General features: G+C 67.3%; 14 protein-coding genes. 1 reads left to right on the top strand and 13 read right to left on the bottom strand.

Going from position 1 to position 13951, the window contains the following annotated elements; genetic code table 11:
- Positions 1 to 42: 42 nt before the first annotated feature.
- The 11 genes from ACJH6H_RS03085 to ACJH6H_RS03135 form a co-directional block, all read right to left on the bottom strand.
- Positions 43 to 360 (bottom strand): DUF6285 domain-containing protein, encoded by a 318-nt coding sequence (locus ACJH6H_RS03085; RefSeq protein ID WP_244872836.1) that lies wholly within the window; start codon positions 358 to 360, stop codon positions 43 to 45.
- Positions 357 to 1328: a phosphotransferase family protein gene (locus ACJH6H_RS03090; RefSeq protein WP_244872837.1), complete on the bottom strand. Its 972-nt coding sequence runs from the start codon at positions 1326 to 1328 to the stop codon at positions 357 to 359. The genes ACJH6H_RS03085 and ACJH6H_RS03090 overlap by 4 nt, the downstream gene beginning before the upstream one ends.
- Entirely contained in the window at positions 1325 to 2563 is a 1239-nt protein-coding gene (locus ACJH6H_RS03095; RefSeq protein ID WP_212813609.1) for an acyl-CoA dehydrogenase family protein, read from the bottom strand. Before ACJH6H_RS03095 ends, ACJH6H_RS03090 begins: the two co-directional genes overlap by 4 nt.
- An 18-nt stretch (positions 2564 to 2581) precedes the next feature.
- Positions 2582 to 3211, bottom strand: a complete 630-nt coding sequence (locus ACJH6H_RS03100) for a TetR/AcrR family transcriptional regulator (RefSeq protein WP_212813611.1) — start codon at positions 3209 to 3211, stop codon at positions 2582 to 2584.
- A gap of 2 nt (positions 3212 to 3213) precedes the next feature.
- Positions 3214 to 4119, bottom strand: a complete 906-nt coding sequence (locus ACJH6H_RS03105) for a hydroxymethylglutaryl-CoA lyase (RefSeq protein WP_212813613.1) — start codon at positions 4117 to 4119, stop codon at positions 3214 to 3216.
- Positions 4116 to 5318: a CaiB/BaiF CoA-transferase family protein gene (locus ACJH6H_RS03110; RefSeq protein WP_212813615.1), complete on the bottom strand. Its 1203-nt coding sequence runs from the start codon at positions 5316 to 5318 to the stop codon at positions 4116 to 4118. The genes ACJH6H_RS03105 and ACJH6H_RS03110 overlap by 4 nt, the downstream gene beginning before the upstream one ends.
- The gene (locus ACJH6H_RS03115) at positions 5315 to 6505 is read right to left on the bottom strand and encodes a S9 family peptidase (RefSeq protein WP_212813617.1); all 1191 of its coding nucleotides are present in this window, start codon (positions 6503 to 6505) and stop codon (positions 5315 to 5317) included. Before ACJH6H_RS03115 ends, ACJH6H_RS03110 begins: the two co-directional genes overlap by 4 nt.
- A 31-nt stretch (positions 6506 to 6536) precedes the next feature.
- Positions 6537 to 7652, bottom strand: coding sequence for a homogentisate 1,2-dioxygenase (locus ACJH6H_RS03120; RefSeq protein WP_212813618.1), 1116 nt, complete (start codon positions 7650 to 7652; stop codon positions 6537 to 6539).
- 89 nt (positions 7653 to 7741) lie between these two features.
- Positions 7742 to 8128 (bottom strand): nitroreductase/quinone reductase family protein, encoded by a 387-nt coding sequence (locus tag ACJH6H_RS03125; protein WP_212813621.1) that lies wholly within the window; start codon positions 8126 to 8128, stop codon positions 7742 to 7744.
- 26 nt (positions 8129 to 8154) lie between these two features.
- Positions 8155 to 9312, bottom strand: a complete 1158-nt coding sequence (locus tag ACJH6H_RS03130; protein ID WP_212813623.1) for an acyl-CoA dehydrogenase family protein — start codon at positions 9310 to 9312, stop codon at positions 8155 to 8157.
- Positions 9313 to 9345: 33 nt separating this feature from the next.
- Positions 9346 to 9936 carry a TetR/AcrR family transcriptional regulator gene (locus ACJH6H_RS03135; RefSeq protein WP_212813625.1) on the bottom strand — a complete coding sequence of 197 codons (591 nt, stop codon included), beginning with the start codon at positions 9934 to 9936 and terminating at the stop codon, positions 9346 to 9348.
- A gap of 289 nt (positions 9937 to 10225) precedes the next feature.
- On the opposite strand from ACJH6H_RS03135, the gene ACJH6H_RS03140 reads away from it, so the two are divergent.
- The gene (locus ACJH6H_RS03140; protein ID WP_212813627.1) at positions 10226 to 11215 is read left to right on the top strand and encodes an esterase family protein; all 990 of its coding nucleotides are present in this window, start codon (positions 10226 to 10228) and stop codon (positions 11213 to 11215) included.
- A gap of 70 nt (positions 11216 to 11285) precedes the next feature.
- Here the strand turns inward: ACJH6H_RS03140 and ACJH6H_RS03145 are convergent, their stop codons facing one another.
- Positions 11286 to 12497, bottom strand: coding sequence for an acyl-CoA dehydrogenase family protein (locus tag ACJH6H_RS03145; RefSeq protein WP_020102696.1), 1212 nt, complete (start codon positions 12495 to 12497; stop codon positions 11286 to 11288).
- Between the two features lie 45 nt (positions 12498 to 12542).
- A complete protein-coding gene (locus tag ACJH6H_RS03150) occupies positions 12543 to 13949 on the bottom strand; it encodes an acyl-CoA dehydrogenase family protein (RefSeq protein WP_212813629.1) in 1407 nt (468 codons plus the stop codon).
- Between the last annotated feature and the right edge of the window lie 2 nt (positions 13950 to 13951).

Raw genomic sequence — 13951 nt, forward strand, 5'->3', positions numbered from 1 at the left:
CTCAGGCTACGACAGTACGGCGATCAGGTAGGCCGGGTTCGGCTACTCGTCGGCATAGCCCGGATGGGCCACGTCCAGCCGATGCCGCACGAGCGCCCGCAGCACGGGCTCGAGTTCGGGGCCACGGTCGTCGAACTCCCCGTCGCGTATCGCGCGCGCCAGGGCCTGCTCGTCGTCGAATCCCAGCAGCCCCGGTTCTGCGCCGTCCTGAGACAGCTCGCGTTCGACGATCCGCAGCGCGTTCGCGGCCACGCGGGCATGGAAGTTCACCGCGCCATCGGTGGCCGCGCGTACCTCGGTCTCCAGGAACTCGGCCACGGCGGCGACCAGTTCAGCGGCGGTGGGACGGTAATGGCTCATCGGGCCGCCACGAGGTTGAGCAGGTCCCATTCGGTTTCACACACCCGCCGGCCGATGGTCGCCAACTCCACCGACCTGGCCTGTCCGGACAGGTGGCGCTGCGCCTGATACCGGCAGATGATGCCCCAGCGCAAGGTGGCGGACACCAGCCACCAGTGAAAGGCCTTGCGGTCCAGAGTGATTCCGCTGGAGTGCTCATAGGCGGTCAGGAAGTCCTCGATGCGGCCCAGGCCGCCGGCGTCCAGCGTCCGCGGCGCCCCGAAGCGCCAGGCCCGAATGCAGAACCAGGCCAGGTCCTCGGCGCGCGAGCCCAGATGGGTGAGCTCCCAATCCAGCACTGCCGCCAGCCGGCTGCCGTCGACGATCAGGTTGCCCATCCGGAAGTCGCCGTGCACCAACACCGCACCGCCGGTGTCCGCCGGCTGGTTGCGCGCCAACCAGCGGAAGGCCCACTCGAAAGTGGCTGTGGTGTCACCGATCTCGTCGAGTTCGCGCCGCCATGAACTCAGTTGGTCTTCGCTCGACAGCCCGATGCCGGTGGGGTCGGCGCGGTGGATCGCCGCCAGCGCTGCGGCGCATTGCCCGAGAAGGGTGGTCCGGCCGTCGTCGTCGAGTGCGCGCTGGATCTTGCGGACGATGGTCTCCCCGGGTACGAAATCGCACACCAGGAACGGACTGCCGAGGGCCTCCGGTGAGTTGCTGGCCGCCAGCACCCGGGGCACGGGCGCGCCCGTGGCCGCGGCCCGGGACAGCGCGGCGGCCTCGAGCTCCATGCCGGCGTGGATTTCGTCGGGCGGTCCGACCCGCAGGATCAATGGGCGGGCGTCGGCCGCGGTGGTCGCCGCGAACGCCCACGTCGCGCGGCTGGCACCGCCGGTGAGTTCCCGCAGGTTCTCGACGCTGACCTCGCCGAGCTCCGGTTCGAGCACCGCGGCGAGCGCTCGGGCCAATTCCGGCGCGTCGATCACTTGCGCCCGAACTTCAGCATCCGCTGCGCCACCCGGCGAATCTGAATCTCTTCCGCCCCTTCGGTGATCCGGTAGCGGCGGTGGTGCCGGTAGATGTGCTCGAACGGCTCGTGCCGGCTGTAGCCGACGCCACCGTGGATCTGCATGGCTCGGTCGGCCGCCTCGCATACCAGTCTGTTGGCGCGGTAATTGGCCATCGACACCTTGTCGGAAACCTCCATGTGGTGATCCCGATCGAGGTGCCAGGCGGCGTAATACACCAGCAGCCGGACCATCTGGGCCTCGGTCTGCAGCTCGGCCAGCGGCCACTGCACGGCCTGGTTCACCGCCAGGGGCTTACCGAAGACGACGCGCTCGCCGGCGTACTGCGCGGCCCGGTCGATGCAGTACTGCGCGGCGCCCAGACTGCTGGCGGCCTGACGGATGCGGTTCTCGTGCAGGAACGTCTGGCCGACCTCCAAGCCGTGGTCCACCTCGCCGAGCACCGCATCAGCCGGCACCCGAACATCGTTCAGTTCGACCTCGCCGTGGTCGCTCGGCATGTTGAACGTCCACCAGTAGTACGGCACGGTGAAACCGGGGGTGTCGGTGGGCACGAGGAACGCGGTGATACCGACCGCCTGCCCGGGATCCCCCGACGTGCGGGCGAAGATCAGGTCGTGGGTGGCGCGGTGCACTCCGGTGTTCCAGCGCTTGCGGCCGTTGATGATCCACCCGTCACCGTCCCGGACCGCCGTGGTCTCGAGCCAGGTGGCGTCGCTGCCGTGGTCGGGTTCGGTGAGCCCGAACGCCATCGACCGTTCACCGGTGATCATGGCCTCGACCCATTCGGCTTGCTGCGCCGGGGTGCCGAACCGGCTCATCATGATGACCTGCGGGAAGTTGCCGACGATCGATGACTCGTCCTGCAGGTCGTTGTGCAGGCCGAGGCCCTTGTGCGCCAGGTGTTCCCGGATGACGGCCATGTCCAGATTGGTGCCGTCGCGGCCACCGAACTCGCTGGGCAGGCCGTAGCGCAGCCATCCGGCTGCGTCGGCACGGCGGCGCATCTCGTCGAGCAGATCCTCCCATTCCCGGGTGGGCACACCGCCGTTCTCGAGGTCCGTACGGGCGAATTCCCGGCGCCGGTCGAAGTACTGCAGGTTCTCTCGTTCCAGCGGTTTGATCTCCGCCTCGATGAAGGCATCCATCTCTGCCAGCAGGCCCGGAAGGTGTTCCGGTAGAGCGAAATCCACGGTGATCTCTTTCGTCGGTCAGAAGCCGTACAGGGTTTTCTTCCAGATGGTCGACAGGGTGGTGATGGCGTCCTCGTCGCTGATCTGCAGCCCGGAGTCCGGGTTGCCGACCACCACGACGGTGAAGTTCTCGAACAGCAGCGAAATCGCCGCGGCGATGTGTTCGGGATCGAGGCGCTGCCCGGGGTGGATGCCCTGCGCATGGCCTTGCTCCGTGGCGTGGCGGACCGAATCGGCGACCAGGTCCATCCCGAAGCGCCGGAACTCGTTCTGTACCTTGGCGAAGCGCGGCTGCGTGGCGCCCAGCTGGGCGACCGCGATCATGATGCCGATGTTCTGCTTGAAGAGGTTCCAGTACCCCGTCACCACGGTGGTGAAGTACTCGGTGTCCTCGGGGGACTCCGGCAGCGGCACACTCATCCCCGACGGGGTGACGATGTCGTGCAGGAAAGACTCGGCCAGCTCGGCCAGCAGGTCCTCCTTGTCGTCGAAATAGCGGTAGAACACCGCCGACGACTTTCCGGCAGCCGACGTGATGTCGGCCAGCGTGGTGCCGTGAAAGCCCCGCTCGGCGAACAGCTTCCGGGCGGCGAGTTCGATGGCCTCGCGGGTCTGTCGGCCCTTGGCGGTCAAATTTGCGGTGGGCATGCTCAGCCCAGCAGCCGGTCGCCGGCGCGCAGCAGGGCGCTGGGCAGCTCATGGCCCACAACACGCTGCGCCACCATGGCCGCGTCGATCGCCAGGTCCAGGTCGATGCCGGTGTCGATGTCGCTGTCCCGCAACAGGTAGACCAGGTCTTCGGTCGCGATGTTGCCGGTCGCGCCGGGTGCGAACGGGCAGCCGCCCAGGCCGCCCACCGACGCGTCGAGTCGCGTCACACCGGCCTGCACGGCGGCGTAGGCGCTGGCCAGGCCGGAGCCCCGCGTGTTGTGGAAGTGCGCGCCGAGCGGCAGGTCTCCGATGACCGGGCGGACGCGGCTGATCAGGTCGCTGACACGCCGCGGGGTGGTGGTGCCGATGGTGTCGGCGATGGCCACCCGATCCGCCCCGAATTCCATTGCTGCCGCGGCGATATCGACCACCCGGCCCGGGTCGGTCGGTCCGTCGAAGGGGCAGTCCCAGGCGGTGGCGATGATGACTTCGGCGCTGGCGCCGCTGTCGTGGGCCAGGCCGACGATGTCGGAGATCAGGGCCGTCGAATCGGCCGTCGAGCGCCCGACGTTCGCCCGGCTGTGCCCGTCCGCGGCGGACACCACGTATTCCAGCGACCGCATGCCGGCCGCCAGCGCACGGCCGGCGCCGCCGGCCCCCGCCACGAGCGCGGAGAACTCGACGTTGGGAAAAGCGTCCAGCGCCGCGGCCAATTCGGCGGCATCGGCCAGTGCGGGCACCTTGGACGGTGAGACGAATGCGGTGGCCTCGACCTCCTGCACACCGGTGGCAACGATGGCCTCGAGCAGTTCGAGCTTGGCGGACAACGGAATCGGGTCTTCGAGTTGCAGGCCGTCGCGCAGGCAGACCTCGCGGACGGTCACGTGGGCCGGCAGGTCGGTCACAACACACCCTCCTCGCGCAGTGCCGACAACTGCCCGGCATCGAGACCGAGGAGACGGCCGAACACCTCCGCGTTGTCCTGGCCTGGCCGCGCCGAGCCACCGTTGCGGATGGTGCCGGGCGTGTCCGAGAGCACCGGGACGACGCCGGGACCCTTCACATTGCGTTGCACCCGTTCGTCCCAGTGGTCGGCAATCATGTTGCGTGCCTGCAGTTGTGGGTCTTGTACCACCTCGGCGACAGTGTTGATGGGCCCACTGATCACGCCGGCCTCCGACAGGGTGGCGATGATGTCGTGGGGCTCCCGCTGCGCTGCCCAGTCGCCGATGATCTTGTCGAGTTCGTCCTGGTTGCGGCCACGCGCCAGATGGTCGGCGAACCGTTCGTCGGTCGCCAGTTCGGGCCGGTCCATGGCCTGACAGAGCCGCCGGAACACCGTGTCCTGATTGGCCGCGATCACCACCCAGCTGCCGTTCGCGCTCTGGTAGATGTTCGACGGCGCGATACCTTCGAGCCGGGTGCCCGACGGTCCGCGCACCACGCCGCCGATGTCGTAGTCCGGAATGGTGGATTCCTGGATGGCCAAACAACTTTCGGTGAGTGCCGTATCCACGACCTGGCCCTCGCCGGTGACACTGCGCCGGTACAGTGCGGCGAGCGCGCCTTGCGCGGCGAACATGCCGGCGAGGCTGTCGCCCAGCGACAACGCGAGTCGCGGCGGGGGACCGCCGGGGAAACCGTTCATGTGCCGCAGCCCGCTCGCCGCCTCGGCGACCGACGCGTAGCCGGCCTTCCCGGCGTCGGGACCCGTCTGGCCGTAGCCCGACACCCGCACCAGGATGATGCCCCGATTGCGTTCGCGCAGAACGTCGTAACCCAGGTTCCATTTCTCGAGCGTGCCGGGCCGGAAATTCTCCACGATCACATCGGACTGCTCGACGAGGTCGAGGAACAGCTCCCGGCCGCGCGCGGTGCGCAGGTCGAGCGTCACCGCTTTCTTGTTGCGCGCGTGGACCGTCCAGAAGAACCGGTGGCCGTCGAGCTCGGCCTGGCCCCAGGTCCGGAGCGGATCGGGGGCCGACGGCAACTCGATCTTGAGGACCTCGGCGCCCATGTCGCCGAGCAGCCGGCCGGCGAACGGACCGGAGATCAAGGTGCCGAGTTCGAGCACCCGGATGCCGTCCAGAGCACCCGTCGTCACAGCGAAAACCCCCGCTGGTGCAGCCAGTCCGTGCAGATGCCGACGGCCTGCCGCAGCGTGCCGCGCTGATCCGGTCCGGAGTAGTAGTGGTTGGCGCCGGGAATCTCGTGCATCTCCTTGTCCGGATGCCCGATCGCCTCGTAGAGCCGCCGCGTGTGGCTGGGCGTGCAGGCGTCGTCGGCGAGGTTGCCGATCACCAGTGTCGGCACCGCGATGTCCGGACCCGCCTTCACGGCGTCACCGTTGGCGTCGTCGTAACTCCACTGCGACAGCCAGCTGCGCAACGTACAGAATCGGGCCAGGCCGACGGGGCTCATGTTCACCACTCGAGGATCCCCCAGATAGCACTGTCCCGGGGTGCGTTCGTTGGGATCGACCGTCGGGTCGAGCCAGCGCGGGTCGGCCATGGTGCCGTGCACGACGAACGCGAACTCGTCATCGGGCCGCCCCGCCGCCTTGAGCTCGGCGAGCTTTTCCTTGACCCACTTGGTGATTCGCCGGTTCCGGGCGATCTGTGCCTCGTGGTACCGCTGCAGGAACTCGGGGGAGTACGGCGGTTGGTTGGGGTTGTCCGGGTTGTAGAGATCGAGTTCGGGATCGCGCTTCGACGGGTCGTTCTCATCGAGGATCGAGGCGTCCATCCACTCGGTCATGGTGCCGTGGCGGCTGATGTGGGCGGCCAGCAGCATGAGACCGTCCGCCGGGATCAGGCCCAGCTTCGTCAGGTCCGGCCCGTCCCCGGAGGGACTGGCCGTCACCGTCGGGTGCTGCGCCTGCTGCTGGTAGAAGACCGACAGCGAGCCGCCGCCGCTCCACCCGGCGAGGACCACCTTCGCGTAGCCCAGCCGGTTCTTGGCATCCTTGATGCACTCACCGAGATCCTCGACCACCTTCTCCATCAGCAATGCCGAGTCGGTGCCGCGGAAGCGGCTGTTGCAGTAGATGACGTGGTGGCCGGCGCGCGCCAGTGCGTTGATCATCGGCAGGTAGGCGCCGCCCCCGATGGGGTGCATGAACACCAGCACCGTGTCACTCGGCTTGGCTTTCGGCTTCAGCAGGTAGCTTTCCAGCACCACCAACTCCGCCACGCCGCCGTACACATCGCGCACTGCCGAGTTGTTCTGGTACGCAACCAGATACGGGATGCGGTCGTAGTCGTGCTTGACGGGTGCTTCGGCGGTTGTCATCAGTGCTCTCTCTTCTTCGCGCAAGCGCTCATCAGTGCTGCCCCAGATCATTGGCAAGGATTTCGGCGGAGGGTGTGAGACGTCGGCGCGTATCGATGGCGATCACCGACCAGTCGACGCGGTCGTACTGGTCGAACTTGCGGCGGGCGCGCTCCCGCGCCGCTTCCGGTGCGCCGTGGTGAACACCTTGGGGCGCATGGGAGATCAGGCCCGGCGGCATCGGGATGCCGTACAGCGAGCCGGAGTGGAAGAACGCGATCTCGTCGTAGTCGACGTTGCGGTGGTACCAGGGGGTGCGCTCGGTACCCGGCACGCTCTCGGCCGGCTTGGGTAGGAAGTTCATCACGTAGACGCCGGTCGCCTGCATGAACAGGTGCACGGTCGGCGGCAGGTGCACGCTCTCGGACGTGATGACGGTGTAGTCCTCGATGTTGAAGGTGAACGGGAAGTTGTCGCCCCGCCAGCCCTCCACATCGAGCGGATTGTGTTGGTAGATGAGCGAGGTGGTCCCAACCCCATCGACCGGGGCGTGGTACATCCGCACCTCGTACTCTCCGTCTTTTTGCGGGCCGTCGCCAGTTTCAAGCGGCTCGGGTTCGGGGATGGTGACCTGCGCCGGGTCGAACGGGAAGTGTCGTCCCAAGGTCCCGGCCGGCGGCACCCGGAAGTCATCGGTGGCCTGGATCATGAGCCACGTCGACTCGTCATCCGGCACCTGCCGGAACGTGCACGCCTTCGGGATGTAGACCCAGTCGCCCTCGCGGTACCGCAGCGGCCCGAATTCGGTCTCCAGCAGCCCGGAACCCTTGTGTACGAACAGGAGTAGATCACCGTCGACGTAGCGGACGAAGAACGGCATCTCGGTGCTCCGCCGGCTCAGCAGCACCTGGCAGTCGGCGTTGGAGAACATCAGCAGGGGAGCGCCCGCCGCGTCGGTCGCATCCGAGGGCTTCAATTCGGAGGACAGCACGTCTGTGGGCCGGAGCGGGCCGACGGTGCGGTATGCGGTGGGGTCGTTGCGCCGGTACATGTTCGCGGTACGCCCGACGAAGCCGCCGCGCCCGAGTTCGTCGTCCTTGAGCCCATCGAGGTCGGCGTGCACTCGCTTGGGAGTTTTGCCTTTGCGCAGGTGGACGAATGATTCCATGCTTGCTCCTGTACGTGGCCCTGGAACTAAAAATAACGTTAGTTTTACTTATGGACCGATGTCAATGACCCGACGGAGATTGGCGCGGCCTAACCGTCCAGGTCGACGCGCACGGTCAGCAGGTTGGTGCCGAACGTGCGTACCCCGAAGCTGTTGAACTGCGGCAATTCGCGAAGTCGCGCGGCCGCGTCATCGTCGGGTACCAGGTGCGCAGTCCCGCTGTGCCATCTGCCATGCAACCGCACCCGAACCCGGGGATCAGCCTGGATGTTGCGGATGTACTGGGACTTCTCACCGAATTCCGAGACGAACCAGAACTGCCCGTCGACGATCTTGCCGCCCAGCGGAGTGCGACGGGGTTCACCGGACTTGCGCCCTGTGGTCTCGAGTAGCGTCTGAAACGGCAACCGCCGCATGACGGGATTGGCGATCCGCTTCTGGAAGAAGTTGGTGAAAGCGGGCTGTGGGTTTGGCATCTGGCTATTTCACACCCTCGTGTTCATCAGATCATCGACGTCCGCGGGATCTTCATCCCGAGCGTGAGTGCGCCGGCCAGTTCCCGGCTGGTGTCGTAATCGAAGACGACGTGCCCGGCCAACACGTCGACGTCGCGCTTGAACCGCTGCATCGGGCTGGCCAGGAAATGGATGCTGGCTCCGCCGGCGCCCATCAGGTCACCGATCACCGCCCGCGATTCGGCCACGATGTGCGCGGCCGTCAGCCGGGCCTGTGCGCGCACCGGCTTCTCCACGGGATCGCCGGCGACGACGATCTCCTCGATCTCCCCGACGGTGTCGGCGAGCAGTGCGCGCAGTGACCGCAACCGCACCTGTGCTCCGGCCAAGTGCGCCTGGGCGATTGGCTTGTCCTTCTGCATGACGCCCTCGTACGGCAGCACCCGCTCGGCCAGCCGTTGCGCGTAGTTCTCGGTGACCCTCTCGGCGCTGCCCAGGGCGGGCATGGCGGCGAGCAGGGCCAGCGCCGGCACCATCGGCCAGCGGTAGGTGGCGCTGTCATGCAGTCCGGCGCCGGGCGCGGTGCCGGCGTAGATGTCGGTCACCTTGACCAGTCGGTGCTCGGGCACGAAGACGTCCGTGGCGACGACGTCGTTGGATCCGGTGGCTCGCATGCCGTCGGTGTGCCAGACGTCCTCGACGGTGATGGCACTGATCGGCAGGAGCGCCAGGGCGGGGTAGATGCCGTCATCGGGCCCGCAGAGCGCGGCGACGATGATCCAGTTGCCGTGCATCACCCCGGTGGCCCAGGACCAGCGCCCGGACAGTCGGATGCCGCCGTCGACCGGCAGTCCTCTGCCGGTGGGGGCCAGCGGTGCGGGCGCCAGGAAGGGGCGGCTCTCGAACGCCTCCTGCTGGGCCTGCTCGCCGAACAGCGCCAGCATCCAGTTGTGCAGTGTGAGGAAGCCGATGGTCCAGGCGCTCGAGGTGCAGCCGTGGGCAAGTCGGCGTACCGGGTCGAGGATGTCGGGGAACGGCGCCTGCTGTCCGCCGAAACGCGCGGGCACCAGAAGTTCGGTGAACCCGGACGCGATCAGGTCGCGCACGGTGTCGTCCGGAAGGCGCCGGAGTTTTTCGGCCTCGGCGGCGCGTTCGCCGAGCGCGGTCACGAAGCCATCGGTTATGCCGGCCTGCGTACTCAACATGAGCGGACCGTACCATACCTTTTGGTATGGAGATCAGGTCGCGAGCATCAGGTCGAGGAATCGTTCGCTGCGGGCGGCCAACCGCGGATGGGGGGAGTCGCCGGAGAGGTGTAGGAACCCGATGCCGACCGCGAAGGTGGCGTCGGCCCGCAGCTCCGCCTCGTCGCCGTCGAAGCCGTAATCCTCGAACGCGCGCCGAACCGCGGCGAGAATGCGCCGATCCGCGGCGCGCACACTCTCGGCGACCGCCTCATCCGAGCGCGCCCACTCCCGCATGGCCCGCTCCAGCGTCCAGTGCCGGGGGCTGACCAGCGAGTTCATCATCTGGATCAGTCGGTCCCGCGGCGGCAGGGCGCCGATTTCGTCGATCTGGCTGCGGTCGGCGTCACGGAGCTCGCCCCAGCCCTGGACGAGGGCGGTCCGGTAGGCGGCGATGTTGGCGAAATGCCAGTAGAAGCTGCCTTTCGTGACGTTCAACCGGGCGCACAGGCGATCGATCTTCAGCGCCTTCAGGCCCTCTTCCGCCAGGATCGCGTAACCGGCCGCGCGCCAGTCGTCGATACCCAACCGGCTGCCCGGCCGGGTGTCCGCCAGGTCGTCGACGTCGTTCCGATCGCTCGTCACAAACGGCAGCCTACGGCCGGATGAACGGCTCCCAGCAGAGCCGCCGGGTGATAGCTGAACGATACGAAGTCCGCAACAACCTGGTCTCAAGCGCGATTCGGGGGTTCCTCGGCGTGTCGGGTGCGTGTTTTACTGCCCACAGACAACTGAATCATTCGGTGTGTTCAGTTCCCGTACCAGGCTGAGCTCACCGCACGCGGCTGCGGGAATCGCGGCCGTGCCACCAACGCCATCCGATCGCGTGGAGTGGGCACTTTACCCGGTACCCGACACTGAAATGGGATTGTGAATGTTCGTTGACAAGATTCGCGGCCGTTGGGCACGCAGGGTCGCCGGCGCCGTCTCGGCCGCCGTCCTGCTCCCCGGTCTTATCGGACTTGCCGGCCAGACAGCGACCGCCGGCGCGTTCTCGCGCCCCGGCCTGCCGGTCGAATACCTCCAGGTCCCGTCACCTGCCATGGGACGCGACATCAAGGTCCAGTTCCAGAGCGGTGGTAACGGGTCGCCCGCGGTGTACCTGCTCGACGGCCTGCGTGCGCAGGACGACTACAACGGCTGGGACATCAACACCGCCGCCTTCGAGTGGTACCTCAACTCCGGTCTGTCGATCGTCATGCCGGTCGGCGGCCAGTCCAGCTTCTACAGCGACTGGTACAAGCCGGCGTGTGGCAAGGCGGGCTGCTCCACCTACAAGTGGGAGACCTTCCTGACCCAGGAGCTGCCGCAGTGGCTGGCGGCCAACCGCGAGGTCAAGTCGACCGGGATGGCGGCAGTCGGTCTGTCGATGGCTGGTTCGTCCGCGATGACCCTGGCCATCTGGCACCCCGAGCAGTTCATCTACGCCGGTTCGATGTCGGGCTTCCTGAACCCGTCCGAGGGCTGGTGGCCGTTCCTGATCAACGTCTCGATGGGTGACGCCGGCGGTTACAAGGCCGACGACATGTGGGGCTCGACGGGCGACCCGAACAACGCCTGGCAGCGCAACGACCCGATGGTCAACATCGGCAAGCTGGTTGCCAACAACACCCGCCTGTGGGTCTACTGCGGTAACGGCAACCCGAGCGAGCTCGGCGGCGACAACGTGCCGGCCAAGTTCCTCGAGGGCCTGACCATCCGCACCAACCGCACCTTCCAGGACAACTACCTGGCCGCGGGCGGCAACAACGCGGTGTTCAACTTCCCCGACAGCGGCACCCACGACTGGGGCTACTGGGGCCAGCAGCTGCAGGCCATGAAGCCTGACCTGCAGCGCGTGCTGGGCGCGAACGCCTCCTCGTAACCACGACAGCAAAAGGCCCCGGGAGCAATCCCGGGGCCTTTTGCTTGTCACGGTGCCGGCGGAGCGCCCGTCACTTGAGCTGTGCCGACGACAGGCCCAGCAGGCGTCGCGCCACAACGAGCTGCTGAATCTGCTGCGTGCCCTCGAAGATGTCGAGAATCTTCGAGTCGCGGGCCCACTTCTCGAGCAGGGTCTGCTCGGAATAGCCAGTGGTACCGGCCAATTCGACGGCCTTGAGGGTCACGTCGGTGCCCATGCGCCCGGCCTTGGCCTTGCTCATGGACGCTTCCTTGGAGTTCGGAATCTTGTTGTCGGCCTGCCAGGCGGCGCGCAGCGACAGCAGGTACGCGGCCTCCCAGTCGGACTCCATCCGCAGGAACTCGGCGGCCGGTGCGCTCTGGGCGTGGGCCGGCTTGTCGTACGAGATCTCGATGCCCGCGTCGGTCAGGATCGCCCGCAGCTCCTCCAGGGCGGCACGGCCCACGCCGATCGCCATGGCGGCCACCATCGGACGGGTGTTGTCGAAGGTCTCCATGACCCCGCCAAAGCCCTTGTCCACCTTGACCTCCGGATCACCGAGCAGGTAATCCTTCGGGACCCGGCAGTTGTCGAAGCGGATGACCGCGGTGTCGGAGGCCTTGATGCCCAGCTTGTGTTCCAGGCGCTCGACGATGACGCCGGGGTGCTCGCGCGGCACGACGAACGACTTGATGGCGGCCCGGCCGAGCGACTTGTCGACCGTGGCCCACACCACGATGTGGGTGGCGCGCGAACCGGCGGTGACGAAGATCTTCTCGCCGTTGATGACGTACTCGTCACCGTCGAGCACGGCGGTGGTCGTGACCGCCGCGGAGTCGGAACCGAAGCTCGGCTCGGTGATGGCCATGGCGGCCCACACCTTGCCCCACTTGGACAGCTGTTCCTTGGTGGCGACCGCGGAGATGGCGGCATTGCCCAGGCCCTGGTAGGGCACGGTCAGCAGCAGGGCGACGTCGCCCCAGCTGACCTCGAGCGCGTTCAGCAGCGCAGACATGTTGGCGCCGTTGACGTTTGCGTGCTTGCTCTTGGACTCGTTCGCCGAGAAGCCGGCGCCGGCCACCGAGACGGTGTTCGACTCCTGCACGCCCTCGAACAGGCTGGCAAGGGTGTCGAGTTCCGACGGGTAGGCGTGCTCGGCGAGGTCGTACTTACGGGAGATGGGGCGGAGCATCTCGGCGGCGCCCTGATGTCCCTTTTCCGCGACAGCCTTCAGCTTGCGGGGCAGTTCCAAATTGATTGCCATGATTGGTCTTTCGGGTGAGTGGGAAGAGTTCTGCGATTCGGGCGACTACAGGACGACAACACCCTCGGCGACGCCGAGTGCCCGCAGATCGCGGTACCAGCGCTCAACCGGGTGTTCCTTGGTGTAGCCGTGGCCACCGAGCAGCTGCACGCCGTCGAGGCCGATCTGCATGCCCTTGTCGGCGGCGAACCGCTTGGCCAGCGCGCCTTCCCGCAGGAAGGTCATGCCCTGCTCGGCACGCGACGCACCGCGCCAGACGATCAGGCGCAGGCCGTCCAGTTCGATGGCGATGTTGGCGCACATGAAGGCCACCGCCTGGCGGTTGGCGATCGGCTCACCGAACGCCTGGCGCTCCTTGACGTAGGGCACCACGTAGTCGAGCACCGCGTGCGAGGTGCCGACTGCCAGTGCGGCCCAACCCAATCGGGACAGCGCGATGGCTTCGGAGTAGTCGTTGTCGGTCGCTTCGTCCTCGCCGAGGCGGTTGGCGAGCGGGACTGCGACGTTGTTCAGCTCGATCTTGCCCAGGGCCGCGGCACGGATGCCCATGCTCGGGTCGGCCGTGATCGACAGTCCCTCGGAGCTGGACTCGACGATGAACAGCGCCGGCTTGCCGTCGAGCTGCGCACCGATGATGAACAGCTCGGCGTCGGCAGCGGCCGGAACCAGCGACTTGACGCCGTTGAGGCGGTAACCGCTGGGGGTGCGGACCGCAGTGGTCCGCAGCGCGGTCGGGTCGAACAGCGCGTGCGGCTCGGCGATCGCGACGCACGCCTGCGGGACGTTCTCACCGGCGAACGACGGGAGATACGTGGCCTGCTGACCGGCGCTGCCCCAACGGGTCAGGGCCGACGCCACGCCGCCGGGCGCCAGGATCGGCAGGGCCAGACCCATGTCGCCGTACGCCAGGGCCTCGGCGACCAGTGCCGTGGTGACGGTGTTCTGAGAGGCGGCGATGCCGTCGAACTCCTCGGGCACGTTGATGGCGGTGATGCCGAGTTCGGCGGACTTGGCGATCAGGTCGGCCGGGTAGGTCGCGGCGGCGTCGGCGTCATGTGCGGCCGGCCGCAGGATCTCCTCGGAGAACTCGCGGACGGTCTCCACGATCATCTGCTGGTCTTCGTCCGGGTTCAGGTCGAAGTAGTCCGAGCCGCCCGGCTTCAGGCGGGTCGGGGCGCCGTTGATCCCGGGAATGCGCTTGAACGTCCGGCCCGCGGCGCCGGCGGTGGAGAACGCCGTCTTGATGCCGTACTTCAGGCCGCGGTTCATTGGATCCCGCAGGTTGTACTTGTCCAGGAACTCCTGGCCGACAAAAGGCGTGATCAGCGCCAGACCGATGTCGGTCGCTGTCCGCTTGTGTCGCTGGAGTCCGATGGCGCTCTCCGGGCCCTTGCGCACAGGGCGCTGGGCGGAGCCGGCTTTTGTGCCGTTCTGAGGAAGGGTGTTGGTCATTT

The organism is Mycobacterium sp. SMC-21, assembly GCF_045310825.1.
Lineage (GTDB): Bacteria > Actinomycetota > Actinomycetes > Mycobacteriales > Mycobacteriaceae > Mycobacterium.